At 71.4% G+C, this 22,254-nt stretch carries 21 protein-coding genes; 15 read left to right on the top strand and 6 right to left on the bottom strand.

The features are described 5' to 3' along the window. Positions 1-141 precede the first annotated feature (141 nt). The 8 genes from mshD to pstB all read left to right on the top strand — a co-directional run bounded on the left by mshD (position 142) and on the right by pstB (position 9,910). Complete coding sequence (gene mshD / locus ACFVYI_RS31150) at positions 142-1,164, top strand: mycothiol synthase (protein WP_387891784.1); 1,023 nt, start codon at positions 142-144, stop codon at positions 1,162-1,164. A gap of 395 nt (positions 1,165-1,559) precedes the next feature. Beyond that, positions 1,560-3,737 (top strand): RNA degradosome polyphosphate kinase, encoded by a 2,178-nt coding sequence (locus tag ACFVYI_RS31145; RefSeq protein WP_387891794.1) that lies wholly within the window; start codon positions 1,560-1,562, stop codon positions 3,735-3,737. 142 nt (positions 3,738-3,879) lie between these two features. Next, on the top strand, positions 3,880-4,965 hold the full coding sequence (locus ACFVYI_RS31140; protein ID WP_387891782.1) for a CHAD domain-containing protein: 1,086 nt from the start codon (positions 3,880-3,882) through the stop codon (positions 4,963-4,965). Positions 4,966-5,041: 76 nt separating this feature from the next. After that, entirely contained in the window at positions 5,042-5,500 is a 459-nt protein-coding gene (locus ACFVYI_RS31135; protein WP_387891792.1) for an NUDIX hydrolase, read from the top strand. A gap of 227 nt (positions 5,501-5,727) precedes the next feature. Next, the gene (gene pstS / locus ACFVYI_RS31130; protein WP_387891780.1) at positions 5,728-6,864 is read left to right on the top strand and encodes a phosphate ABC transporter substrate-binding protein PstS; all 1,137 of its coding nucleotides are present in this window, start codon (positions 5,728-5,730) and stop codon (positions 6,862-6,864) included. 147 nt (positions 6,865-7,011) lie between these two features. Beyond that, positions 7,012-7,992: a phosphate ABC transporter permease subunit PstC gene (pstC, locus tag ACFVYI_RS31125; protein WP_387891779.1), complete on the top strand. Its 981-nt coding sequence runs from the start codon at positions 7,012-7,014 to the stop codon at positions 7,990-7,992. Then, complete coding sequence (pstA, locus tag ACFVYI_RS31120) at positions 7,989-9,065, top strand: phosphate ABC transporter permease PstA (RefSeq protein ID WP_387891777.1); 1,077 nt, start codon at positions 7,989-7,991, stop codon at positions 9,063-9,065. Before pstC ends, pstA begins: the two co-directional genes overlap by 4 nt. Positions 9,066-9,133: 68 nt before the next feature. Beyond that, positions 9,134-9,910 (top strand): phosphate ABC transporter ATP-binding protein PstB, encoded by a 777-nt coding sequence (gene pstB / locus ACFVYI_RS31115; RefSeq protein ID WP_387891775.1) that lies wholly within the window; start codon positions 9,134-9,136, stop codon positions 9,908-9,910. A 137-nt stretch (positions 9,911-10,047) separates the two neighbouring features. Here the strand turns inward: pstB and ACFVYI_RS31110 are convergent, their stop codons facing one another. Both ACFVYI_RS31110 and ACFVYI_RS31105 read right to left on the bottom strand, forming a co-directional pair. Beyond that, entirely contained in the window at positions 10,048-11,043 is a 996-nt protein-coding gene (locus tag ACFVYI_RS31110; RefSeq protein WP_387891773.1) for an anion permease, read from the bottom strand. A gap of 5 nt (positions 11,044-11,048) precedes the next feature. Next, a complete protein-coding gene (locus tag ACFVYI_RS31105; RefSeq protein WP_329489086.1) occupies positions 11,049-11,669 on the bottom strand; it encodes a DUF47 family protein in 621 nt (206 codons plus the stop codon). A gap of 372 nt (positions 11,670-12,041) precedes the next feature. On the opposite strand from ACFVYI_RS31105, the gene ACFVYI_RS31100 reads away from it, so the two are divergent. Further along, positions 12,042-12,437: a metal-sensitive transcriptional regulator gene (locus ACFVYI_RS31100; RefSeq protein ID WP_387891771.1), complete on the top strand. Its 396-nt coding sequence runs from the start codon at positions 12,042-12,044 to the stop codon at positions 12,435-12,437. 64 nt (positions 12,438-12,501) lie between these two features. Here the strand turns inward: ACFVYI_RS31100 and ACFVYI_RS31095 are convergent, their stop codons facing one another. Both ACFVYI_RS31095 and ACFVYI_RS31090 read right to left on the bottom strand, forming a co-directional pair. Then, positions 12,502-12,702, bottom strand: a complete 201-nt coding sequence (locus ACFVYI_RS31095) for a hypothetical protein (RefSeq protein ID WP_360625101.1) — start codon at positions 12,700-12,702, stop codon at positions 12,502-12,504. Positions 12,703-12,874: 172 nt separating this feature from the next. Then, complete coding sequence (locus ACFVYI_RS31090; protein ID WP_387891770.1) at positions 12,875-13,777, bottom strand: hypothetical protein; 903 nt, start codon at positions 13,775-13,777, stop codon at positions 12,875-12,877. A 167-nt stretch (positions 13,778-13,944) separates the two neighbouring features. Between ACFVYI_RS31090 and ACFVYI_RS31085 the strand changes: the two genes are divergently transcribed. After that, a complete protein-coding gene (locus ACFVYI_RS31085; RefSeq protein WP_387891769.1) occupies positions 13,945-14,136 on the top strand; it encodes a hypothetical protein in 192 nt (63 codons plus the stop codon). A 46-nt stretch (positions 14,137-14,182) separates the two neighbouring features. Here ACFVYI_RS31085 and ACFVYI_RS31080 read toward each other — a convergent pair whose 3' ends face one another. Together ACFVYI_RS31080 and ACFVYI_RS31075 are read right to left on the bottom strand one after the other, a co-directional pair. Next, the gene (locus tag ACFVYI_RS31080) at positions 14,183-14,893 is read right to left on the bottom strand and encodes a phosphatase PAP2 family protein (protein WP_387891767.1); all 711 of its coding nucleotides are present in this window, start codon (positions 14,891-14,893) and stop codon (positions 14,183-14,185) included. A gap of 193 nt (positions 14,894-15,086) precedes the next feature. Beyond that, positions 15,087-16,286 carry an NlpC/P60 family protein gene (locus ACFVYI_RS31075; RefSeq protein ID WP_387891790.1) on the bottom strand — a complete coding sequence of 400 codons (1,200 nt, stop codon included), beginning with the start codon at positions 16,284-16,286 and terminating at the stop codon, positions 15,087-15,089. A 248-nt stretch (positions 16,287-16,534) separates the two neighbouring features. Between ACFVYI_RS31075 and ACFVYI_RS31070 the strand changes: the two genes are divergently transcribed. From ACFVYI_RS31070 to ACFVYI_RS31050, 5 genes are all read left to right on the top strand, one after another. After that, positions 16,535-16,885 carry a hypothetical protein gene (locus ACFVYI_RS31070; protein ID WP_360625092.1) on the top strand — a complete coding sequence of 117 codons (351 nt, stop codon included), beginning with the start codon at positions 16,535-16,537 and terminating at the stop codon, positions 16,883-16,885. A 169-nt stretch (positions 16,886-17,054) separates the two neighbouring features. Then, positions 17,055-17,873 carry a hypothetical protein gene (locus ACFVYI_RS31065; RefSeq protein ID WP_387891764.1) on the top strand — a complete coding sequence of 273 codons (819 nt, stop codon included), beginning with the start codon at positions 17,055-17,057 and terminating at the stop codon, positions 17,871-17,873. Further along, a complete protein-coding gene (locus tag ACFVYI_RS31060; RefSeq protein ID WP_387891763.1) occupies positions 17,863-19,179 on the top strand; it encodes a hypothetical protein in 1,317 nt (438 codons plus the stop codon). Before ACFVYI_RS31065 ends, ACFVYI_RS31060 begins: the two co-directional genes overlap by 11 nt. 7 nt (positions 19,180-19,186) lie before the next feature. Then, positions 19,187-20,761: an SCO6880 family protein gene (locus ACFVYI_RS31055; RefSeq protein WP_387891762.1), complete on the top strand. Its 1,575-nt coding sequence runs from the start codon at positions 19,187-19,189 to the stop codon at positions 20,759-20,761. Between the two features lie 18 nt (positions 20,762-20,779). After that, positions 20,780-22,129, top strand: a complete 1,350-nt coding sequence (locus tag ACFVYI_RS31050; protein ID WP_387891760.1) for an ATP-binding protein — start codon at positions 20,780-20,782, stop codon at positions 22,127-22,129. The last annotated feature ends 125 nt before the right edge of the window (positions 22,130-22,254 follow it).

Here is a 22,254-nt window from a genome sequence, read left to right as displayed (position 1 = left end):
GCTAAGCCTCACAGCGCCGATGGTACTGCAGGGGGGACCCTGTGGGAGAGTAGGACGCCGCCGAACAATCATTGTGAAGAACCCCCCGATCCATCAGGATCGGGGGGTTCTTTGCGTTTCCCCTTGACGTATCGTCAGAGCATGGACGATCAGGACGCTCAGCAGGAACGGGTCTACAAGGGAACTCCGGCGACCGGCGAGGGGGCCGCGGTTGCTCACGAGCTGCTGAGGCCGGAGGCGCGCGACGGCGCGCTGCGCGTTCTGACGGACGCCCAGGCGGTGGACGGTCGGGCCGCGGTGTCGGAGCAGGGGCGGCTGCGGCTTCGCTCCTCGGACACGGCCCGCCCGGGAGTGGTCCACTTCGTGCAGGAGGCCGGCACCGGGTCGGCGGCGGACGTCGTCGGGTACGGGCAGCTGGAGCTCCCCCAGGGCGGGGGCGCCGACCCGTCGGCCGAGCTCGTGGTGGCACCGGCCGCCCGGGGGCGCGGGTTCGGCCGGCCGCTGCTGGACGCGGTGCTCGCCGAGGCCCACCGGGCCGGCCGCGACCACGTCGACGTCTGGGTGCACGGTGGCCACCCGGCGGCCCGGCACCTCGCCGCGCAGTACGGTGCCGAGCTGGTCCGCGAGCTGCGGCAGATGCGCCGCACCGGCCCGCAGACCGAGTCCGTCGCGCTGCCGGACGGCATCGAGCTGCGGACCTTCCGTCCCGGTGAGGACGACGCCGAGTGGCTGCGACTGAACGCACTGGCCTTCGCCCACCACCCGGAGCAGGGCTCCTGGACCGAGCAGGACCTCGCCGACCGGCTGGCCGAGCCGTGGTTCGACCCGGCCGGCTTCTTCCTCGCCACCCGCGGGGGCAGGGCGGTCGGCTTCCACTGGACCAAGGTGCACCCGGCGACGGCCACCGAGCCGGCCCTCGGCGAGGTGTACGTGGTCGGAGTGGACCCGGCGGAGCAGGGCAGCGGCCTGGGTCGGGCGCTGACCGCGGCCGGACTGCGTCACCTGACCGGCGGCGGCCCGGGAGAGCGAGGGCTGGAGACCGTTCTGCTCTACGTGGACGCTGACAATCCCGCCGCTGTGCGGGTATATGAACGACTGGGGTTCACCATTCACGAGGTGGACCTGATGTACCGCGTTCAGCACCGCGAGTCCGGAACGGCCTAGCGGGGCCTGGGCGCGGCAGGGGCCACGCCCGACCGCGGCCGGGCCTGGCCCGGCCGCGTCGAGACACCGCCCGGCGGGCAGGAAGCCACGGTCCGGCACGGCGTCGGGACGGCATAGCGGAGAGCCGGGGCCGAAGCAACGGGTGTGCCCTCACACCCCGGCCCCGACCGACTCAGCTTTCCTCCTGGCCATGCGGTGTTTACCGTGGATTCAATTGCTGCCGCGAAGATCACAGGATGAAGTCCGTAGTGTCTCGCTCGTGCAGCGTCGGCCGACACCCGCTGGCCGGTCCTGTGCAGACCGCGCCGGGCGGGTGGGCGTTGGCGCTGGGCGATGACGACGGCCCGCAGAGCCTTTCCCGTCCGGACGCCGTCCTGCTGGAGGAGCTGGAGCCCATGAGCATCCCCCGCCCTGTCTCTGCCCCGCTGTCCCCTCCGGCCAGGATGTCCAGCGCGCTGGGGATACCGCCGGAGCTTCCGGCCGCGGACGAGGAGGCGTTCGACGAACTGCCCCAGGGCAGGTTCCTGGACCGCGAGCGCAGCTGGCTCGCGTTCAACGAACGTGTTCTGGAACTGGCCGAGGACCCGCAGATCCCGCTGCTCGAACGGGCCAAGTTCCTCGCGATCTTCGCGAGCAACCTGGACGAGTTCTTCATGGTCCGGGTGGCCGGCCTGAAGCGCCGGATCGCCACCGGGGTGGCCCAGCGCAGTGCCTCCGGCCTCCAGCCGCGCGAGGTGCTGGACCTGATCTGGACCCGTTCGCGCGAGCTGATGGCGCGGCACGCCGCCGCCTTCCAGCAGGAGGTCCTGCCGGACCTCGCGAGCGAGGGCATCGAACTGGTCCGCTGGCCGGAGCTGGCCGAGAAGGAGCAGGCCCGTCTGCACAGCCTCTTCCGGCAGAAGATCTTCCCGGTGCTCACGCCACTGGCGGTGGACCCGGCGCACCCCTTCCCGTACATATCGGGGCTCTCCCTCAACCTCGCCGTGGTCGTGCGCAACCCGGTCTCCGGGCACAAGCACTTCGCCCGGGTGAAGGTGCCGCAGTCCCTCGCCCGCTTCCTGGAGGCGTCCCCGCAGCGCTACGTGCCGCTGGAGGACGTCATGGGGGCCCACCTGGAGGAGCTCTTCCCCGGGATGGAGGTGCTCGCGCACCACGCCTTCCGGGTGACCAGGAACGAGGACCTGGAGGTCGAGGAGGACGACACCGAGAACATCCTCAAGGCCCTGGAGAAGGAGCTCATGCGGCGGCGCTTCGGCCCGCCGGTGCGGCTGGAGGTCGAGGAGTCGATCGACCCCTACATCCTGGACCTGCTGGTGCGGGAGCTGAACATCACCGAGGCGGAGGTCTTCCCGCTGCCCGGTCCGCTCGACCTGACCGGCCTGTTCGGCATCGCCGACCTGGACCGTCCCGAGCTGAAGTACCCGAAGTTCGTGGCGGGCACGGCGCGCGGGCTGACGGACGTCGAGTCGGCCTCGCAACCGGACATCTTCGCCGCGATGCGCGAGCGGGACGTCCTGCTGCACCACCCGTACGACAGCTTCTCCACCTCGGTACAGGCCTTCCTGGAGCAGGCCGCGGCCGACCCGGACGTCCTGGCGATCAAGCAGACGCTGTACCGGACCTCCGGTGACTCGCCGATCGTGGACGCGCTGATCGACGCCGCCGAGTCCGGCAAGCAGGTGCTGGTCCTGGTCGAGATCAAGGCGCGCTTCGACGAGCAGGCCAACATCAAGTGGGCCCGCAAGCTGGAGGAGTCCGGCTGCCACGTGGTCTACGGCCTGGTCGGGCTGAAGACGCACTGCAAGCTGTCCCTGGTGGTGCGCCAGGAGGGCGACACCCTGCGCCGCTACTCGCACGTCGGCACCGGCAACTACCACCCGAAGACGGCCCGGCTGTACGAGGACATCGGGCTGCTGACCTCGGACCCGCAGGTCGGCGCCGACCTCTCGGACCTCTTCAACCGGCTCTCCGGATACTCGCGCCGGGAGTCCTACCGGCGGCTGCTGACCGCGCCGCGCGGTCTGCGGGACGGGTTGATCTCCCGGATCCACAACGAGATCGCCCACCACCGGGCCGGCCGTCCGGCGTACGTGAAGCTCAAGGTCAACTCGATCGTCGACGAGGCCGTGATCGACGCGCTCTACCGGGCCTCCCAGGCCGGGGTGCCGGTGGACGTCTGGGTGCGCGGGATCTGTGCGATCCGGCCGGGGGTGGCGGGGCTCAGCGAGAACATCCGGGTCCGCAGCGTCCTCGGGCGCTTCCTGGAGCACTCGCGGATCTTCGTCTTCGGCAACAACGGGGATCCGGAGGTGTGGATCGGCAGCGCCGACATGATGCACCGCAACCTGGACCGCCGGATCGAGGCGCTGATGCGGATCACCGACCCGGCGCACCGGGCCGAGCTGTCCGGGCTGATCGACCTCGGGGTGTCGGACGAGACCGAGTCCTGGCACCTCGGGCCGGACGGTGCCTGGACCCGCCACGCCCAGGACGCCGAGGGCAAGCAGCTGCGACACGTCCAGGACCTGCTCATCGACTCGCGCCAGCGCCGCCGGGCCGCCACCGCCCGCTGACCGCGAGCCGCCGCCACGACCCACTGAAGCGACCCCCCGGGGCGAGCCGCCGAAGGCGGGCCGCCGAGCAGTCGGGACCCGCTGCAGCGGTCGGCCACCAGCCCCGGGGGACGGCCCCGGGGGAACGGGGATCTACCTAGTCATGACCGATGCGCCGATGACGGCCCAGGCGGCCTCCACCGCGACCGCCGGGGACATCCTCTCCAGCCACCTCACGGCCCAGGCCGGGGCGTTCCTGCGGGCGCTGCCGACGGCGGTGGGCGAGGTCGGCGCGAGACCGGGGGCGGCCGTCGTCCCGTCCGCCGGTACGGGCGACCTGCTGCGGGCGGTGCGGCGGATCGGCGGGTTGCTGCACACCTTCGGCGGGACCTTCGAGCCGGCCTGGGCGCAGGAGTCGCGCACCGAGCTGCGCTGGCTGCTCAACCTGCTGGCGCTGGAGCCGGGGTACGTCCGCCGGGCGGCCCGGCTGCTGGGCGCGCTGGACGCGCTGAACGGCAGCGAGACGGAGGGCCCCGGCATGCTGGCCGGCCACGCCGGGTCGCCGAAGGCGCGGGCGCTGCTGGACCGCCAGCTGACGCTGGCCCGGACCAGGGCGCACTCGACCGTGCTGCAGGAGCTCCGCTCGGCGCGGCTGCACGCGCTGGCGGACCGGATGACGCTGCTGGTCGCCGAGGCGCCGCTGCTGGAGGCGGCGGGCGGCCGGGCCGGCGCGGTACTGCTGCCGCAGGCGGCGGCGGCGTTCGGCGCGCTGACGGCGAGCGCCCAGCAGCTGCCGCTGCGGCGGGCCGCCACCCCGTACGGCGGGGACGGGTTGCGCCGGCTGGGCCCGGTGCCGGCGGCCCGGGGCGCGGTGGACGCCGACGCGGCGCTGGCGGCGGACGACGCGCCGTGGCACCGGGTGCGGATCCTGGTGAAGCGGGCCCGCTACGCGCTGGAGGTGTGCGGTCGCCCGGCCGTCGAGCTGGACGAGCTGGACGAGGTGCTGGGCCGGCACCAGGAAGCGGCGGACGCGGCGGTCACCGCCGCCACGGCGGCGCGGACGCCGAGGATCACTCCCGCGACCGCCTACGTGCTCGGTGTGGTGCATGCTGATCAACGACTGGAGGTGGAGGCGGCGAGGTACGCCTTCGGCCGCCGGTGGCCCGAGCTCCCGCCCGGCCTGGACGGCTGGCTGGAGATCCCCCCTGCCGAGGGCTGGGGGCACACCCCCGCACCCCGGACGGCATGACTTGCGCAACCGCCTGAGCCCCGAGCAGGCCCACGGCCCGACCACCGGCAGCCCGCGCGCCGGGCGGGGACCGGTCGTGCTGGCCGCCGGTGCGGTGCTCTGGCTGCCGGGGCGGCCGAAGAAGAGCGGCCGACTCGGGCGGCCGCGGATCGCGCTGATCCACCGCCCCAAGTACGACGACTGGAGCCTGCCGAAGGGCAAGCTCGATCCCGGTGAGGGCGTGATCGAGGCGGCACTGCGCGAGGTGCGGGAGGAGACCGGGTTCTCCTGCGTGCTCGGGGAGGAGCTGCCGACGCAGCACTACCTGGCGCAGGGGCGGCCGAAGGAGGTCCGGTACTGGGCGGCGGTGCCGGCGGCCGGGGCGTTCCGGCCCAACCGGGAGGTGGACCGGCTGGAGTGGCTGCCGGCGGGCAAGGCCCGGGCCAGGCTGACGCACGAGCGGGACCGGTTGCTGGTGGACGCGCTGCTGGCGACGCTCGGTGCGCGGTCGATCCGGCCGGCCCGGCCGGGCGTGGTGTCCGAACGATCGAAGTGATCTTCCCGCGCCCTTGCCGTGACGCAACCGTTACTACCTGACGTAGTTTCCTGTCATCCGTTCGAGGTTCACTCTCCGTTCACTTCCGACCGGCTGACGCGTCACTTACCCGGCCTAACTTCGGGGATACCGGAGGGCCGAACGGGCCCCGGACCACAGCAAAACCCGCGCCCCGCCGTGTTCGCACGGCCCGCGCGCCGGGCAATGCCACAGAAAGGGACACCCCTGTGAAGCTCCAGCGGAACGGCCGCTCCAAGGCCCTCGCCATCGGTGCCATGGCGCTCGTCAGCTCGCTGTCGCTCGCCGCCTGCGGTTCGGACGAGAACAACAACACCAGCGCGTCCGGCAGCAGCAGCGGCTCCGCTCCGGCCGCCGCGATCAACTGTGGCAGCAAGCCCGCCGCCATCGTGGCCGCGGGCTCCACCGCCCAGGGCAACGCGATCGACGTGTGGAAGAACAACTTCGGCTCGGCCTGCTCCGGTTCGACGATCAACTACGGCGGCGGCGGCTCCGGCGCGGGTGTCCAGCAGTTCACCCAGGGCAAGGTCCAGTTCGCCGGCTCCGACTCGGCGCTGAAGCCGGCCGAGGTCGACGCCACCAAGGCGATCTGCACCGGCGGCCAGGGCATCAACCTGCCGCTCGTCGCCGGCCTGGTCTCGATCGTCTACAACGTGGACGGCGTCGACAACCTGGTCCTGGACGGCCCGACCACCGCCAAGATCTTCGACTCGCAGATCACCAAGTGGAACGACCCGGCGATCGTCGCGCTGAACCCGGGCGCCAAGCTCCCGGACGCCGACATCCAGGCCGTGCACCGCACCGAGGACTCGGGCACCACCGAGAACCTCACCAAGTACTTCGCCAAGGTCTCCAACGGTGCCTGGTCCTACCCGGCCGGCAAGGCCTGGGCGGGCAAGGGCGGCCTGGGCGCCAACGGCTCCGCGGGTGTCGCGGCCCAGGTGAAGCAGGTCAAGAACTCGATCAGCTACGCCGAGCTGTCGTTCGCGCAGACCAACAACCTGAAGAGCGCCGCCATCGCCACCGGTGCCGCCAAGCCGGTCGAGGCCACCGCCGCCAACGCCGCCACCACCTTCGCCAAGGCGAAGATCGCCGGCACCGGCAGCGACCTGGCGCTGACCCTCGACTACGCGACCAAGGACGAGGGCTCCTACCCGATCGTCCTGGTCACCTACGAGATCGTCTGCGACAAGGGCAACAAGGCCGAGACCCTCGACGCCCTGAAGGCGTTCCTGACCTACACCGCCAGCGAGGCCGGCCAGAAGGCCATCGGCGACGTCGGCTACGTCCCGCTCCCCAAGGAGCTGACGGACAAGGTCAACGCGGTCATCCCGACCCTGGCCTGATCCGGCCGGACCTCCGGTGGAGCGGCCCCGTGGACGAGGGGGGCGGGGCCGCTCCACCGGACAGCACGTCGTTCGCAAAGCACGTCCGGGGCACCGCCGCCAGGGTGCCGCCCCCTCGGGGCAGCACCACCAGACCGGAGTAGACCAATGACTTCATCCACCCCTGCCGCCCCGCAAGGCGGGGAACGCCGCAGGCGTGACAGCCGGCTCGGCGACAAGATCTTCATGAACGCCGCCCGTGGGTCGGGCATCCTGCTGCTGGTCGTCATGGCCGCCATCGCAGGCTTCCTGACCTGGCGCTCGGGCATCGCCCTGAGCAAGAACGAGGGCAACTTCCTCACCACCTTCGAGTGGACGCCGGACGCCCCGAAGCCGGTCTTCGGCATCGCCGTCCTCGCGTTCGGCACCATCGTCAGCGCGGCGATCGCGATGGCGATCGCCGTCCCGGTGGCCATCGGGATCGCGCTGTTCATCTCGCACTACGCGCCGCGGAAGATCGCCCAGCCGTTCGCCTACCTGGTGGACCTGCTGGCGGCCGTGCCCAGCATCATCTACGGCCTCTGGGGCGCGCTCTTCCTGGTGCCGCACCTGGACGGGCTGACCAGCTGGATGGACGAGTACCTCGGCTGGACGTACATCTTCGACCAGTCCCGGGCCGGCACCGTGCCGCGCACCCTGTTCACCGTCGGCATCCTGCTGGCCATCATGATCCTGCCGATCATCACCGCGGTCAGCCGTGAGGTCTTCCGGCAGGTGCCGCGGATGCACGAGGAGGCGGCGCTCGCGCTCGGCGCGACCCGCTGGGAGATGATCCGCACCTCGGTGCTGCCGTTCGGCCGCCCCGGCATCATCTCGGCCTCGATGCTCGGCCTCGGCCGCGCGCTCGGCGAGACCATCGCGGTCGCGGTGGTGCTCTCCTCGAACAGCGTCCTCTCGCTCCACCTGCTCGACCCGGGCGGCGGCACCTTCGCGCAGAACATCGCGCTGAAGTTCAACGAGGCCCAGCCCTTCGGCCGGGACGCGCTGATGGCCTCCGGCCTCGTCCTGTTCGTGATCACCCTGTTGGTGAACGGTGCCGCGCGGCTGATCGTCGCCCGCCGCAAGGAGTACTCGGGGGCCAACTCATGACCGCTGCGACCACGTCCGTTCCGGCGGACGCCCGTCCGGTCGGCCGCCCGCTGACCGCCAACCGGCTGCCCAAGTGGGCCCCGGCCGCCGTCGCCGCCGGCTCGATCGCCCTCGGCTGCGGGATCGGTGCGGTCGGCGGCCTGGAGAGCCACCTGCAGTGGGGCCTGATCTCCGCGCTGCTGTTCCTGGTGATCAGCTACGCGCTCGCGGTCCGGGTCGAGGGCCGCCGCCAGGCCAAGGACCGGTTCGCCACCTCGGTGGTCTGGGTCGCCTTCATCCTCGCCGTGGTGCCGCTGGCCGCGCTCACCGTCTACACCTTCCAGCAGGGTGCCGAGGTGGTGGACGGCTACTTCCTGTCGCACTCCATGAAGGGCGTGCGTTCCTCGGGCCCCGGCGGTGGCATCTACCACGCGCTGATCGGCACCCTGGAGCAGGTCCTGCTGGCCACCGCGATGGCCGCCCCGATCGGTCTGCTGACCGCCGTCTACCTCGTCGAGTACGGCCGCGGCCGGCTCGCCAAGGTGGTCACCTTCTTCGTCGACGTCATGACGGGTGTCCCGTCGATCGTCGCCGGTCTGTTCATCCTGTCGCTGTGGAACATCGCCCTCGGCTTCGACTACTCCGGCTTCTCCGGCGCCATGGCGCTGGCGATCCTGATGATGCCGGTGGTGGTCCGCTCCACCGAGGAGATGCTGAAGCTCGTCCCGAACGAGCTGCGCGAGGCGTCGTACGCACTCGGTGTGCCGAAGTGGAAGACCATCCTGCGGATCGTCCTCCCCACCGCGATCGGCGGCATCACCACCGGTCTGATGCTCGCGGTCGCCCGCATCACGGGCGAGACCGCCCCGGTGCTGATGCTGGTCTTCGGAGCCGACTACATCAACAGCAACCCGTTCGACGGGCCGCAGCAGTCGCTGCCGATGTACATCTGGCAGCAGTACGCGGTGGTGAACAACGACTACGGCTACGCCCGTGCCTGGGGTGCGGCGCTGGTGCTGATCGCCTTCGTGATGGGGCTCAACCTCATCGCCCGGGGCATCGCGCGCTGGCGCTCGCCCAAGGGCGGACACTGAGCGACCGACTGACGTACGACCCAGAATTCATTAGCGGCCCCCGGCCGCGGGCGAGAGAAGTAACGATCATGGCCAAGCGCATCGACGTCAGCGGACTGTCCGCCTTCTACGGCACCACCAAGGCCATCGAGGACATCTCGATGAGCATCGAGCCCCGCTCGGTGACGGCCTTCATCGGCCCCTCCGGCTGCGGCAAGTCCACCTTCCTTCGGACCCTCAACCGGATGCACGAGGTGATCCCCGGCGCCCGGGTCGAGGGCAAGGTGCTCCTGGACGACGAGAACCTCTACGGTTCGCACGTCGACCCGGTCGCCGTCCGCCGCTCGGTCGGCATGGTCTTCCAGCGCCCGAACCCCTTCCCGACCATGTCGATCTACGACAACGTGATCGCCGGTCTGAAGCTCTCGGGCGTGCGCAAGAAGTCGGTCCTGGACGGCGTGGTGGAGAAGTCCCTCAAGGGCGCCAACCTCTGGAACGAGGTCAAGGACCGGCTGAGCAAGCCGGGCGCCGGCCTTTCCGGCGGTCAGCAGCAGCGGCTCTGCATCGCCCGCGCCATCGCGGTCGAGCCGCAGGTCCTGCTGATGGACGAGCCCTGCTCGGCGCTCGACCCGATCTCCACCCTCGCCATCGAGGACCTGATCGGCGAGCTGAAGTCCCAGTTCACCATCGTGATCGTGACGCACAACATGCAGCAGGCGGCCCGCGTCAGCGACCGCACCGCCTTCTTCAACCTGGCCGGGGTGGGCCAGCCCGGCAAGCTGGTCGAGCTGGACGACACCCAGCGGATCTTCTCCAACCCGTCCGTCCAGGCGACCGAGGACTACATCTCCGGCCGCTTCGGCTAGACCGCCCGGAGCACGAGCTGCTTCGTGGTGCTGCATGGCGGTGCCGCCGCGAAGTATGAGGAAGGGCCCGCCCCCGAGATGTGGGGGCGGGCCCTTGCCATGCGTGCCGGGCGGTCTCGTCCCGGCGGTCCTGTCCCTCAGCCCCAGAACAGGTGGACGAACCAGTACATCAGCGCTGCGACGATGGCGGCCGCCGGCATCGTGATGAACCAGCCGAGCACGATGTTCTTCGCCACTCCCCAACGGACCGCGCGGATCCGCTTGGTGGCGCCCACGCCCATGATCGCGGAGGTGATCACGTGGGTGGTGGAGATCGGCGCCTTGAAGACGAACGAGGTGATGTACATGACCGTCGAGGCGGTGGCCTCGGCGGCGAAGCCCTGCGGCGGGTCCAGCTCGATGATCTTGCGACCGAGGGTCCGCATGATCCGCCAGCCGCCCGCGTAGGTGCCCAGCGAGAGCATCGTGGCGCAGGAGATCTTCACCCAGACCGGGATGCCGTCGGTGGTCTGGTGGCCCGAGATGGTGAGCGCCATGACCACGATGCCCATGGTCTTCTGGGCGTCCTGCAGACCGTGCGCGAGCGCCATGGCGGCGGCCGACGCGGTCTGGGCGACCCGGAAGTTGCGCTTGGCGCGGTGCGGGTTGGCCCGCCGGAAGATCCACAGGATCGCGAGCATCACCAGGTAGCCGCCGACCAGACCGACGATCGGCGAGACGACCATCGGGATGACGATCTTGTCGACGACGCCGCTCCAGAACACCTCGGTGCCGCCGGCCAGCGCCGCTCCGACCATGCCGCCGAAGAGCGCGTGCGAGGAGGAGGAGGGCAGACCGAAGTACCAGGTGACCAGGTTCCAGGTGATCGCGCCGACGAGGGCGGCGAACAGGATCGCCATGCCCTGGTTGCCGGTCGGGGTCTCGATGATGCCCTGGGAGACGGTGTGCGCCACGCCGCTGCCGAGGAAGGCGCCGGCCAGGTTCATCACGGCGGCCATCGCGAGCGCGGCCCGCGGGGTGAGGGCCCGGGTGGAGACCGAGGTGGCGATGGCGTTCGCGGAGTCGTGGAAGCCGTTGGTGTAGGTGAAGAAGAACGCAACGCCGAGGACGGCGATGAGTGCAGCCGTGTCCACGAGGGTCAGGACTCCTTGACGGCGATGGTCTCCACCGTGTTGGCGACGTGCTCGAACGCGTCCGCCGCCTCCTCAAGGACGTCCACGACCTGCTTGAGCTTGAGCACCTCGATGGCGTCGTACTGGCCGGAGAACAGGTGGGCGAGCAGCTTGCGGTGGATCTGGTCGGCCTGGTTCTCCAGGCGGTTGACCTCGATCCAGTACTCGGTCAGGTTGGACATGGTGCGCAGGTTCGGCATCGCCTCGGCGGTGAGCTCGGCCGCGCGCGCCAGCACCTCGATCTGCTGCTCGATGCCCTTGGGGAGGGTCTGGATGTCGTAGAGGACGACCAGGTCGACGGCCTCCTCCATGAAGTCCATGATGTCGTCCAGCGACGAGGCGAGGCTGTAGATGTCCTCGCGGTCGAAGGGCGTGATGAAGGACGAGTTCAGCTGGTGGAAGACCGCATGGGTGGTGTCGTCCCCGGCGTGCTCGGCGGCGCGCATGCGCTCGACGATCTCCGCGCGGGCCGACACGTCTGATCCCAGCAGTTCCAGCAGGAGCTTCGATCCGACGACAAGGTTCTCCGCGGCAGCGGCGAACATGTCGTAGAAACTCGTCTCCTTCGGGGTCAGGCTAAAACGCACGGAAATCTCCGATGTGCGGGGTAGGGACTGAACGATGCTAGGTGCAACCAAGCGCAATTGCGCAAACGGGGTGGTGCGGGAGGAGGCGGAACCTCCCCTTCCGTTTGGCCGCCGCAGCAGTGGACCCGGCCCGCACACCCATGTGCGGACGTGAGTCCCCAGTCTGACGGAACCTCGCACGGATTGCCCCCGTCGTGCGCGCGGAACAGTGGGGTGTTCCCCGGACGGGGGAACCCCGCCGGGAGCCGCTCCGGAGCCGTTCCTGAGCCGCTCCCGGCCCGCGGACCGCGTCGGAGGAACACCACGACCGGCCCCGGTGTTGGACACTGGAGGTCGACGCAGCCACCCAGGCACCCAGACGAAGGCGGGCCGATGACCACGACGGAAGCGCGTACCGACCCGGACCACGCGCCCGGGAGCGAGCCGCACGGCGAAGCCTCCGCGCCGGCCGCCCCGGAGACGACCGGGCACCACGGCGGGCACGGTCCGCACGGGTACAGCGCCCAGAAGGACGCCCACCTCAAGCGGCTGCGCCGGATCGAGGGCCAGATCCGCGGCCTCCAGCGGATGGTCGACGAGGACGTCTACTGCATCGACGTGCTGACCCAGGTGTCGGCCGGCACCAAGGCCCTGCAGTCCTTCGCGCTCTCGCTGCTGGAGGAGCACCTGCGGCACTGCGTCGCCGCGGCCGCCGAGGAGGGCGGCGCCGAGCTGGACGCCAAGGTGGCGGAGGCCACCGCCGCGATCGGCCGGCTGCTGCGCAGCTAGCGCCCCGCCCCGCACCCGGCTCCCGGGCGCCGGCCCCCCGCCCCGGGGGCCGCTCCGGGGGCGCCTAGTACCCGGCCCCCGAGGGCCGGTCCGCGGCCGCACCGCCGTCCGGCCGGTCCAGCAGCAGCACCTCGTCGATCCGCTCCGGCGGCAGCCGGTCGTCGTCACTGGCCGTGGCGGCGATCATCAGCTCGCCGGCCAGGTCGATCTCGTCGAGGGCCGCGTCCTCGTGGCCGCCGCTGCGGCCGCCCGTGGACGACACCACCTGCACCACCCCTTCAGCGCCTCGCCAGCCCGGGCGGCAGCCACCCGATGTCCAGCCTAGGCACTTCGGAGCCCGTCCACATGGCACGGACGGGTCATCTCGGCGCCGCCGAAACGGGTGGGCCGCGCTGCCCGGGGTGGCCCACCCGTTCCGGCGGCGCCCCTGTGCCCGGTTACTTCGGGCTCTCCGTGGGCTTCATCGCGTAGATGTCGGCGGCGGGCGGCTCGGCCGCCTCCACCGGCTTGCCGAAGTCCGACAGCGTGGTGGTGGACGTCACCTTCACCTGGTCCTTCGCCTCCTTGGACCCGGCCACCCCCGCGAAGGTGAAGACCTCGACCACCTTGTGCAGCCGCCCCTGCTCGTCCAGCCAGGCGTCGTACGGGACGTCCTTGGCCGTGAAGGTCTGGGCCCCCATCCGCAGGCCGTCCCCGCCCCGGCCACCGGTGGCGTCCGCCGCCTTGGTGAGGTCCAGGGTGCCCCGGTAGTGCTTCAGCGGGACCCCGTCGGCGGTCTCGGTGCCGACCAGGTCCGCCTTCTGGGCCCCGCGCAGCGCACCCGCGGCGGAGGCCGGGTCGGTGGCGCCGCCGCTGACCAGGTTGCCGTCCGGCAGCTGGCGCACGTCGAGCTTGACCCACTTGCCCTCGGGCACCTTGGCGCCGCTGTTCTGCAGGTAGACGGTGCCCGGCAGGACCACCTCGACGATCTTCCCGGTGGTCGCCGCGCCCGGCGGCACCGCCACCTCCAGCCGCCCGATCCGCTTCACGTAGTCGTAGCCGCCGGTGCCGGTGAAGACGGCCTTCTTCTCGGCGGACTCGGTGATCAGCTCGGTGGCGGCGTGTGCGGAGCCCGTCCGGCCGGTGATGTCGGCGGCGCTGCGCACGGCCGTCACCGGGTCGGCGGAGAGCCGGTCGGAGGCGCCCGCCTTCTGGTCGGCCGAGCCGCCGGAGTCCGCGGTGGCTCCCGAGCAGCCGGCCAGCCCGGCCAGGGCGGCGGCGAGCACGGCGGCCCCGGCCGCCGAGCGCAGGTGGGGCAGTGGGCGGCCGTGCCGCCGGTCGCTGCGCTGCTGGTCGGTCATCTTCATCCTCGCGACAACCCCCTCGGGCCCCGACTGCCCCGCCGGCCACCACCACCGGGTGGGCAGAGCTCTTTCCGGGCAAACGAGTTGGGCATCGAAGGGTTACCCGGCACCCGGCGCGCGCAAAGCGTCGCGCGCCGGGTGCCGGGCGCGTTACGGTGAAGCACGTGCACAGTGAGCTGCCGGCTGCCCCCGGCACCACCAGGATGCCCGAGCACCGTGTCGCGATCAGCGAGCGCGGTTCCTTCTGCTTCGCGACCTGCAGCTGTGGCTGGTTCTCGCCGGCCCGCCGCTCCCGTGACCTGACCAGACGCGAGGCCGCCGACCACCTCGCCGAGACCGGCGTCGACCGGCTGTAGCGCGCCGACCGGACGCAGGGGCGGGCCGGACCTTCGAGAGGGCCGGCTACGCCGCCAGGTCGGACTCGGGCGGCTGCTCGTCGGACGTCACGCTGCCGGGCTCGCGCCCCCGTCGGCGTCCGCGCGGCCGGGCGCCGCCCTGCGGCGCCCGGATCAGCGGGGCGACGGCGGTCCGGCTCAGTGCGTGGCAGAGCGGGACCAGGACGGCCATCGCGATCGGCGCCAGCAGCAGCACGACCGCGGTGGCGAGCGCGAAGCCGCCGATCACATCGGTGGGGTAGTGGACGCCCATGTACATCCGGCAGAAGCCCTGCAGCAGGGCGAGGCCGCCGGCGATCCAGCCCAGCCGCCGGTTCACCAGGAACAGCGCGACCGCGATGCCCATCGACATCGTCGAGTGGTCGCTCACGAAGGAGTGGGTGCCCTCCTTGCCCTCCACCAGCACGTCCAGCCCGGTGTGGTCGACGAACGGACGCGGACGGTCGACGATGGCGGCGATCGGCAGGTTCGCCAGCTCGGCGAGAGCGACCGCGAGCGGCGCCCAGAGCAGCCCGGCGACGGCCACCGGGGCGTCCGGGCGACGTCTGGCCTGGAGCCAGCCGATCAGGCCCAGCAGGGCCAGGCCGATCAGGATGCCGTACTCGCCGATCCAGGAGACCGCGTGGTCCAACCACTGCGGGGAGCGCTTGGCGAGGCCGTTGACGGCGTAGAGCAGTCCGAGGTCGGGGTTGGTCGTGTCGGCAAGCGGCGTCGACACGCCGCACCTCCTTCTGGTCCGCAGCACCTGTTCGATCCGGCCGTGGCCCGAGCAGCTCCGCCCTGTTCAGGGAGCTGACGAGGGGCCAACGGACACAACGTCATAACCGGTGTACAGCGTTCCACGGAAACGCGCGGTTATGGAAACTTGACTCAGCGTCCACAGCGCAATCACACCCGGGGGCCCGGACGGATCAGCTCTTTGCGGAGCTTTGACCTGCACCTGTCGGAGCCGTGCCGCCCGCCACGGCCCGCCGGGCGGTGGCGGATCCGGGCGCGGACGGCGGCGCGGGGGCCGCCTGGTTCGCGGGGGCGGCGGGGGCGGCGGGGGTCGGGGAGGGGGCGTCCGGGGTGGTGGTGCCCGGGCGGCTGGGGCCGGTGATGCTGCCGTCCGCGTTGCGCGCCGGCAGGGCCTCGGCGCCGTCCGAGGTGACCCGGGTGGCGCCGATGTACTCCTTGGTGTCGATCTTGTCGTAGCGGATCACCGCGCCGGTGTGCGGCGCGTTGATCATGTATCCGCCGCCGACGTAGATGCCGACGTGGTGGATGCTGCGCGGGTCGCTCAGGTCCGTCGCCCAGAACACCAGGTCCCCCGGGCGCAGCTGGTCGCGCGAGGGGTGCTGCCCGGCGTACCACTGGTCGTTGGCGACCCGGGGGAGCGTGATGCCCACGCTGGCGTACGCGGCATTGGTCAGCCCGGAGCAGTCGAACCGCCCGTTCTGCGAGGGCAGGCCCTCGCCGCCCCACAGGTACGGGGTGCCGAGCTTGGTCTGCGCGAAGTAGATCGCGCCGGCCGACTGCTGGGAGACCGCCACCGGCGCGGTCGGCGCGGCGAAGCTCCGGGCCATCGCCTGGATGTTCTTCACGTAGCCCTGGGTCTCCTTGTAGGGCGGCACCCCGCCGTACTTCGTGACCGCGTACGGGCCCGCGTTGTAGGCGGCCAGCAGGTTGGCCTGGCGGTCGCCCGGCACCTTGGCGACGTCGTCGGCGAGTGCGCAGTCGAACGTCGCGGCCGAGGCGATCGCGTCCAGTGGGTCCCAGACGTCCTTCTTGCCGTCATTGTTGCCGTCCGTGCCGTATGTTCCCCAGGTGGCCGGCATGAACTGCGCCATTCCCTGTGCGCCGACGGGTGATCGGGCGCCCGGGTCAAAGCCGCTTTCCTGGTACAGCTGTGCCGCGAGCATCGGCGGGGAGATCTCCGGGCAGAGCGCGCCCCACTGCTGGATCGGCCCCTGGTAGACCGCCGGAACGGTGCCGGGGGAGAGGTCGGCACGATTGGCCGACTGCTGCGGCGCACCGCTCGCCGCATACGTCGCAACCGTGACCAGCCCGATGAAGCCGACTGCGACAACTCCCGCAGCGGCAGCGGCCGTACCGGCCTTCCGGAGTACCATCAGCACCATCCCGACGAATCGTCAGTTGAAGTGTCCCGGAAGGCGTTGCTCACCGCAATCATCAGAGATACAAAGAGTGAGCGCTATCCTTCGTACGGTGGACATCCTCGCGTACGTGTCCCGTGCCTCACGACCAATCCGCGAGAAGCAGCCAAGTCGACATCAGATCTGGCCAAGAATAGGTACCGACCCTTCGCGCGGACGGGGTCTGGGCCCTTGAATTTGCCTGATCGGGCGGTGAGATGGAAATGAACCTGAGCAGCGTGGACAGCCTCGCGATCGGCCACCTGGCCGAGGACCCTCCTAAGAAGCCGAATATCGACACCATCATCGGCGGGATCGCCCCGGACTGGGGCCCGTTCGCAAGTCTCGGGTCGGAGGCCCGGGTGATGGTCGAGGTCGTCATGGCCGTGGCGATCCTGGCCTGCCTCGGCCTGGCCGTCTGGGGTGCGGCCAAACAGCGGATCGGCGCGACCGCCATGCGGGACAGCTTCGGCGCCGAACAGGGCAAGGGGCTGATCATCGCCGGGCTGACCGGCGTGTTCATCATTGGATCACTTGGCACTCTGTTCACCATTGTGTACGGCATGGCCATCTGACGATCGGACAGTTCGGGCGCGCGTGGGCGGCACAGCCGCCCTCCCGCCCGGCCGCCGGACCCGGCGGAGTCCCCGTCGGGAGTCCACCCATTCACCCCTCCCTCCGCGCCCGCCCACGGGCGGAGGGGACCCCGGAGCCGCCCCGGCTCCCCGCACCAGGAGGGCCGCCGTGCCGTTGTCCGACGACCAGCCGCACACCCGTACGCGGCTGCCGGTCGGCGAACAGCCCTCCTCCCAGCCGACCGGCCGTCAGCCGCGCCCGATGCGCACCCTGCTGGCCGTCCTGGTGGTGGTCACCCTGCTGGTGGTGGCGATCTCCATCGCCAACCGCGGCAAGGCCGATCCGGGCACCGCGCCCGCCCGCTCGGCCGACGGGGTCGCCCCCACGGCCGCCTCCGGCGCCGGCCCGGCCCCCAGCGGCGACCAGCCGGTCGGCACCGCCACCAACGGGATCGCCGGCGGCTTCCCGCACACCGACCAGGGCGCGCAGTCGGCCGCCACCAACTACGCGGTCGCCATCGGCTCGGCCGACATGTTCCGCACCGACAGCCGCCACACCATCGTGGCCACCATCGCCGACCCGTCCGCCCTCACCGCCCTCCAGACCCGCCTGGACCAGGGGTTCGGCGGGGACACCGCGGCCCGTTACGGCCTCGACGCCCAGGGCCGTGCGCCCAAGGGCCTCACCTTCGTCAGCCGCACCGTCCCGGTGGGCGCCAAGTCGGTCGGCTACAGCGACGGCGAGGCCAAGATCGAGGTCTGGTGCACCGGCCTCACCGGGCTCGCCGGCGAGCGTTCCGTCCAGCCGGTCATGGAGAACTGGTTCACCCTCACCCTGACCCTGCGCTGGGCGGGCGGCGACTGGAAGCTCACCGACTACGCAAGCCGGCCTGGCCCAGCCCCGATGCCGGGCGACCAGCAGGCCGCCACCGCCGAGGAGATCACCGGCGCCGTCCAGCAGTTCGGGGGTTTCCGCTATGCCCGTTGAGTCCACCCCGCGGCGCCGTGCCGCGCGCCCTGTCGCCCGCGCCGCCGCGCGACCCGGTGTCCGCCTGGCCGGCACGTTCGCGGGGGCGGTGGCCGCCGTGCAGGTGGCGGCGCTGCTGACCGCGCAGCGGGCGTTCGCGGAGCCGTCGCCGACGGCGACGCCGTCCCCGAGCGCCACCTGTCAGAAGGTCGACCTGCCGATTCCCGGCAGCGACGCGGGCTGCGCCCCGAACGGGGCGGTGGTCATTCCCGGCTCCGGGACGGTCGGGAGTGTCACCGATCCGCTCGGGGCGTTGGCCAAGGGCTGCGCGCAGGCGGCGGCCTGGGTGGTGCGGAAGCTGTCGGGGGCCATCGACGGGACGACGCAGGTGGACTTCACCAACGCGTCGTTCCTGCAGCAGTACGCGGTGGTGTTCGCCGCTTCGACGATCATCACGCTGGTGCTCTGGCTGCTGGCGGTGACGAAGCGGGCGGTGCGCGGTGCGCCGTTGACGACGGCGATCTCGGAGGCGATCGGCTTCCTGTGGCTGACCGTGGTGGCCTCGGCGTTCACGCCGCTGATCCTGTACACCGTGGTCAGTGCGACGGACGGGCTGACCACGGCGATCGCGGTGGGGACGAAGTCGGACACCGGGACGTACCTGGGCGGGTTCGCGGACACCCTGGAGAAGGGTGACATGGGCGGCGGGCCGCTGATCCTGATCATCGTGTCGCTGGTGGCCGTGCTGGCGGCGGCGGTGCTCTGGATCGAGCTGCTGATCCGGGCGGCGATGCTGTACGTGGGCGCGCTGCTGGGGACGGCGGTGTACGCGGGGCTGGTGGACAAGCAGTTGTGGAAGCACGTGCGCCGCTGGGCCGGGGTGATGCTGGCGGTGGACCTGGCGAAGCCGATCATCGTGATCATCCTCGGGCTGGCCGGCGCGGTGGCCACCGGCGCCGGGGCCAACGACGACTTCGCGCGGGTGCTGTCCGGCCTGGCGATCCTCTTCCTGTCGATCTTCGCGAGCGCCTCCGTCTACCGCTTCGTGCCGGGCTTCGGCGACGAGATCATGAGCATGCGCCATGCCAGGGCCAGCGCGGTGTCGGCCGGATCGGCGATGATCAACGGTACGGCGAACCTGGTCAAGCAGGGCATCAGTACGCACGGCGACCGCGGCGCGCAGGGTGGCGGCGGCAGCCCGGGTGGCGGCGGCGGCTCGGTCGCGCCGGGCATCGCCGCCCACGCCTCGCGCACCCCGGCACCGCCGCCGCAGGCCTCGCCGGCCACGGCTTCGACCCGCGACAGCAATCCAGCGAAGGGAGGGTGACGGGTAAGTGAGCAGCGAACCACTCGGCCAGTACGGCGCCCAGTACGCCCAGCCGTACGTGCACCAGCGCCGCACCTACCTGATCGGCAAGGCCCGCCCGAACGCGCCGATCGGCCGCAACCGGGAGTCCGGCGAGATCGTCCTGATCATCTTCGGGGCGTTCCTCGGCATGCTCTGGGGCCTGCTGATGCCGATCCTGCCGCTGCGGATCGCGGGTCTGGTCGGCCTGCCCCTGCTGGCCATCGCGGCGGTCTACGTGCCGTACCGGCGCCGGACGTTCTACAAGTGGGTGGAGATCAACCGCACCTACCGCCGGACGGTCCGCAGCGGGCGGGCGGTGTGGAAGTCGGACGCGATGGACGCCGGCACCCGGATGGACGGGCGCGAGGTCGAGGTCGGCCCGCCGCCCGGGGTGGGGCGGCTGCGCTGGCTGGCGGCGCCGTTCGGGCCGGACGAGGTCGGGGTGCTGATGCACCTGGAGCGGCGGACGGTGACGGCCGCGATCGAGATCGAGGGCCCGGGCGTCGGTCTGCGCGACTCGGAGGACCAGGAGGCCCTGGTCGACCGGTTCGGCACGCTGCTGAAGCACGTCGCCAACGGGGACGGCTTCGTGACGCGGCTGCAGATCCTGGCCCGTACGCTGCCGGCCGATCCGGACGCGCACGCCAAGGACGTGGAGCGGCGTGGTGACCACAACGCGCCGGGCTGGTTGAAGGACTCGTACGACCAGTTGCAGTCGATGGTGTCGACCTCCTCCGAGCAGCACCGGGCGTACCTGGTGGCCTGCATGCACTACACCCGCGACCTGGCGGCCGAGGCGCACGCGATGGGCCGGACGGCGACCGCGCGGCGGGCCCGGGACGACGAGGGCCTGGCCGCGGTGATGGCCCGGGAGCTGACGGACATCTGCGCGCGGCTGGCGGAGGCGGACATCCGGGTGCGCCAGCCGCTCGGGCAGGCCCGGCTCTCCTCGCTGCTGCACTCGATGTACGACCCGGACCACCCGATCGACCACATCCAGGCGATGTCCCGGCGCAACGCCTGGCCGGCCGAGCTGGACGCGACGCACCCGCAGTACCTGGAGGCGAAGACCCGCGAGTCGGCGACCCGCGCGCCCTGGTGCCACGCCACCGCCTGGATCAAGGAGTGGCCGCTGACCCCGGTGGGCGTCAACTTCCTTGCGCCGCTGCTGGTGCACACCCCGGACGTGATCCGGACGGTCGCGGTGACGATGGACCTGGAGCCCACCGACGTCGCGATCGAGCGGATGCTCACCGAGAAGACCAACGACGAGGCGGAGGCCAGCCGCGCCGCCAAGATGAACCGCACGGTCGACCCGCGCGACCTGGCCCACACCGGCCGGGTCGACCAGCGCGGTGACGACCTGGCCTCCGGCGCGGCCGGGGTGAACCTGGTCGGCTACATCACGGTCTCCTCGCGCAACCCGGAGGCGCTGGCCCGCGACAAGCGGACCATCCGTGCCTCGGCCGGCAAGAGCTACCTCAAGCTGGAGTGGTGCGACCGCGAGCACCACCGGGCGTTCGTCAACACCCTGCCGTTCGCCACCGGCATCCGCCGCTGATCCACCTGGAGGCCCCGCATGGCGATCGGCAACCTCACCGACGCGTTCACCAGCCTGACGTTCGGCAAGGTGGAGACCACCCGGCTGCCGGTGCGCACCTCCACCGGCCAGGCGCAGGCGGTCTACCTGCCCACCGCCGCGCCGGGGCTGGGTGACTCCGGCGTGATCATCGGCCGTGAGGTGTACAGCGGCAAGGGCTACGTCTACGACCCCTTCCAGCTGTACGGGCAGCAGCTGCCGGCCCCGCACTGGCTGGTGCTCGGCGAGTCCGGCAACGGCAAGTCGGCGCTGGAGAAGACGTACGTGCTGCGCCAGCTGCGGTTCCGCGACCGGCAGGTCGTGGTGCTGGACGCGCAGGGCGAGGACGGCGTCGGCGAGTGGAACCTGATCGCCAACGCCCTGGGCATAAAGTCGATCCGGCTCGACCCGATGGCGGCGCGGGACGGCGGGGTGAAGCTCAACCCGCTGGATCCGGCGATCACCCAGACCGGTCAGCTGTCGCTGCTGCGCACCATCGTCGAGGTGGCGATGGGGCGGGGGCTGGAGGAGCGGGCCGGGTTCGCGCTGAAGGCGGCGCACGCCCATGTGATCGCCTCGGTGACCGACCGGCAGCCGGTGCTGGACGACATCATCGACACCCTGCGCAGCCCCGAGCTGGCCTCGGTGGAGTCGCTGGGCGTGGCGGTGGACGAGGTGCAGTCCTGGGGCCTGGACGTGGCGCTGGTGCTGGACCGACTGGTCGACGGTGACCTGCGGGGCATGTTCGACGGGCCGACCACCGACGGCATCGACCTGGACGCGCCGCTGATCGTGTTCGACCTGTCGCACATCGACCGGAACTCGATCGCGATGCCGATCCTGATGGCGATCGTCGGCGTCTGGCTGGAGCACACCTGGATCAGGCCGGACCGGCGCAAGCGCATCTTCCTGGTCGAAGAGGCCTGGCACATCATCAACAGTCCCTTCGTCGCCCAGCTGTTCCAGCGGCTGCTGAAGTTCGGGCGCCGGCTCGGACTCTCCTTCGTGGCGGTGGTCCACCACCTGTCGGACGTGGTGGACGGCGCGGCGGCCAAGGAGGCCTCGGCGATCCTCAAGATGGCCTCCACCCGGACGATCTACATGCAGAAGGCCGAGGAGGCGAGAGCCACCGGCCGGGTGCTGGGTCTGCCGCGCTGGGCGGTTGAGATCATCCCCACACTCTCGCCGGGCATCGCGGTCTGGGACGTCAACGGCAACGTGCAGGTGGTGAAGCACATCATCACCGACGCCGAGCGGCCACTGGTCTACACCGACCGTGCGATGACGGAGGACACGGTCGCCGAGCGGACCCGTGCAGAGCGTCAGTTGGCGTCCGAACCAGGTCTCTGAGCCGGACGCCGGCGCCCACCGGCGCGCCCGCCGCACCCCGTCCGCCGCTGCCCCCGCCGACCCGGGTCGACCCGTCGGCGGGCCCGGCGTGCGGCGACGGTTCGTCAGCAGGTAACCCTGTCGTT

It is taken from the genome of Kitasatospora sp. NPDC058218 (assembly GCF_042882445.1).
Lineage (GTDB): Bacteria > Actinomycetota > Actinomycetes > Streptomycetales > Streptomycetaceae > Kitasatospora.
Note: the sequence above shows the minus strand (reverse complement) of the source record. Positions and strands in the feature narration are given on the sequence as shown.

Coding starts and splice junctions, on each gene's coding strand:
- ACFVYI_RS31075 (WP_387891790.1), bottom strand. CDS start 16,286: ATGGTACTCCGGAAGGCCGGTACGGCCGCTGCCGCTGCGGGAGTTGTC.
- pstA (WP_387891777.1), top strand. CDS start 7,989: ATGACCGCTGCGACCACGTCCGTTCCGGCGGACGCCCGTCCGGTCGGC.
- ACFVYI_RS31050 (WP_387891760.1), top strand. CDS start 20,780: ATGGCGATCGGCAACCTCACCGACGCGTTCACCAGCCTGACGTTCGGC.
- pstC (WP_387891779.1), top strand. CDS start 7,012: ATGACTTCATCCACCCCTGCCGCCCCGCAAGGCGGGGAACGCCGCAGG.
- ACFVYI_RS31100 (WP_387891771.1), top strand. CDS start 12,042: ATGACCACGACGGAAGCGCGTACCGACCCGGACCACGCGCCCGGGAGC.
- ACFVYI_RS31060 (WP_387891763.1), top strand. CDS start 17,863: ATGCCCGTTGAGTCCACCCCGCGGCGCCGTGCCGCGCGCCCTGTCGCC.
- ACFVYI_RS31145 (WP_387891794.1), top strand. CDS start 1,560: ATGAGCATCCCCCGCCCTGTCTCTGCCCCGCTGTCCCCTCCGGCCAGG.
- ACFVYI_RS31070 (WP_360625092.1), top strand. CDS start 16,535: ATGAACCTGAGCAGCGTGGACAGCCTCGCGATCGGCCACCTGGCCGAG.
- pstB (WP_387891775.1), top strand. CDS start 9,134: ATGGCCAAGCGCATCGACGTCAGCGGACTGTCCGCCTTCTACGGCACC.
- ACFVYI_RS31090 (WP_387891770.1), bottom strand. CDS start 13,777: ATGACCGACCAGCAGCGCAGCGACCGGCGGCACGGCCGCCCACTGCCC.
- ACFVYI_RS31140 (WP_387891782.1), top strand. CDS start 3,880: ATGACCGATGCGCCGATGACGGCCCAGGCGGCCTCCACCGCGACCGCC.
- mshD (WP_387891784.1), top strand. CDS start 142: ATGGACGATCAGGACGCTCAGCAGGAACGGGTCTACAAGGGAACTCCG.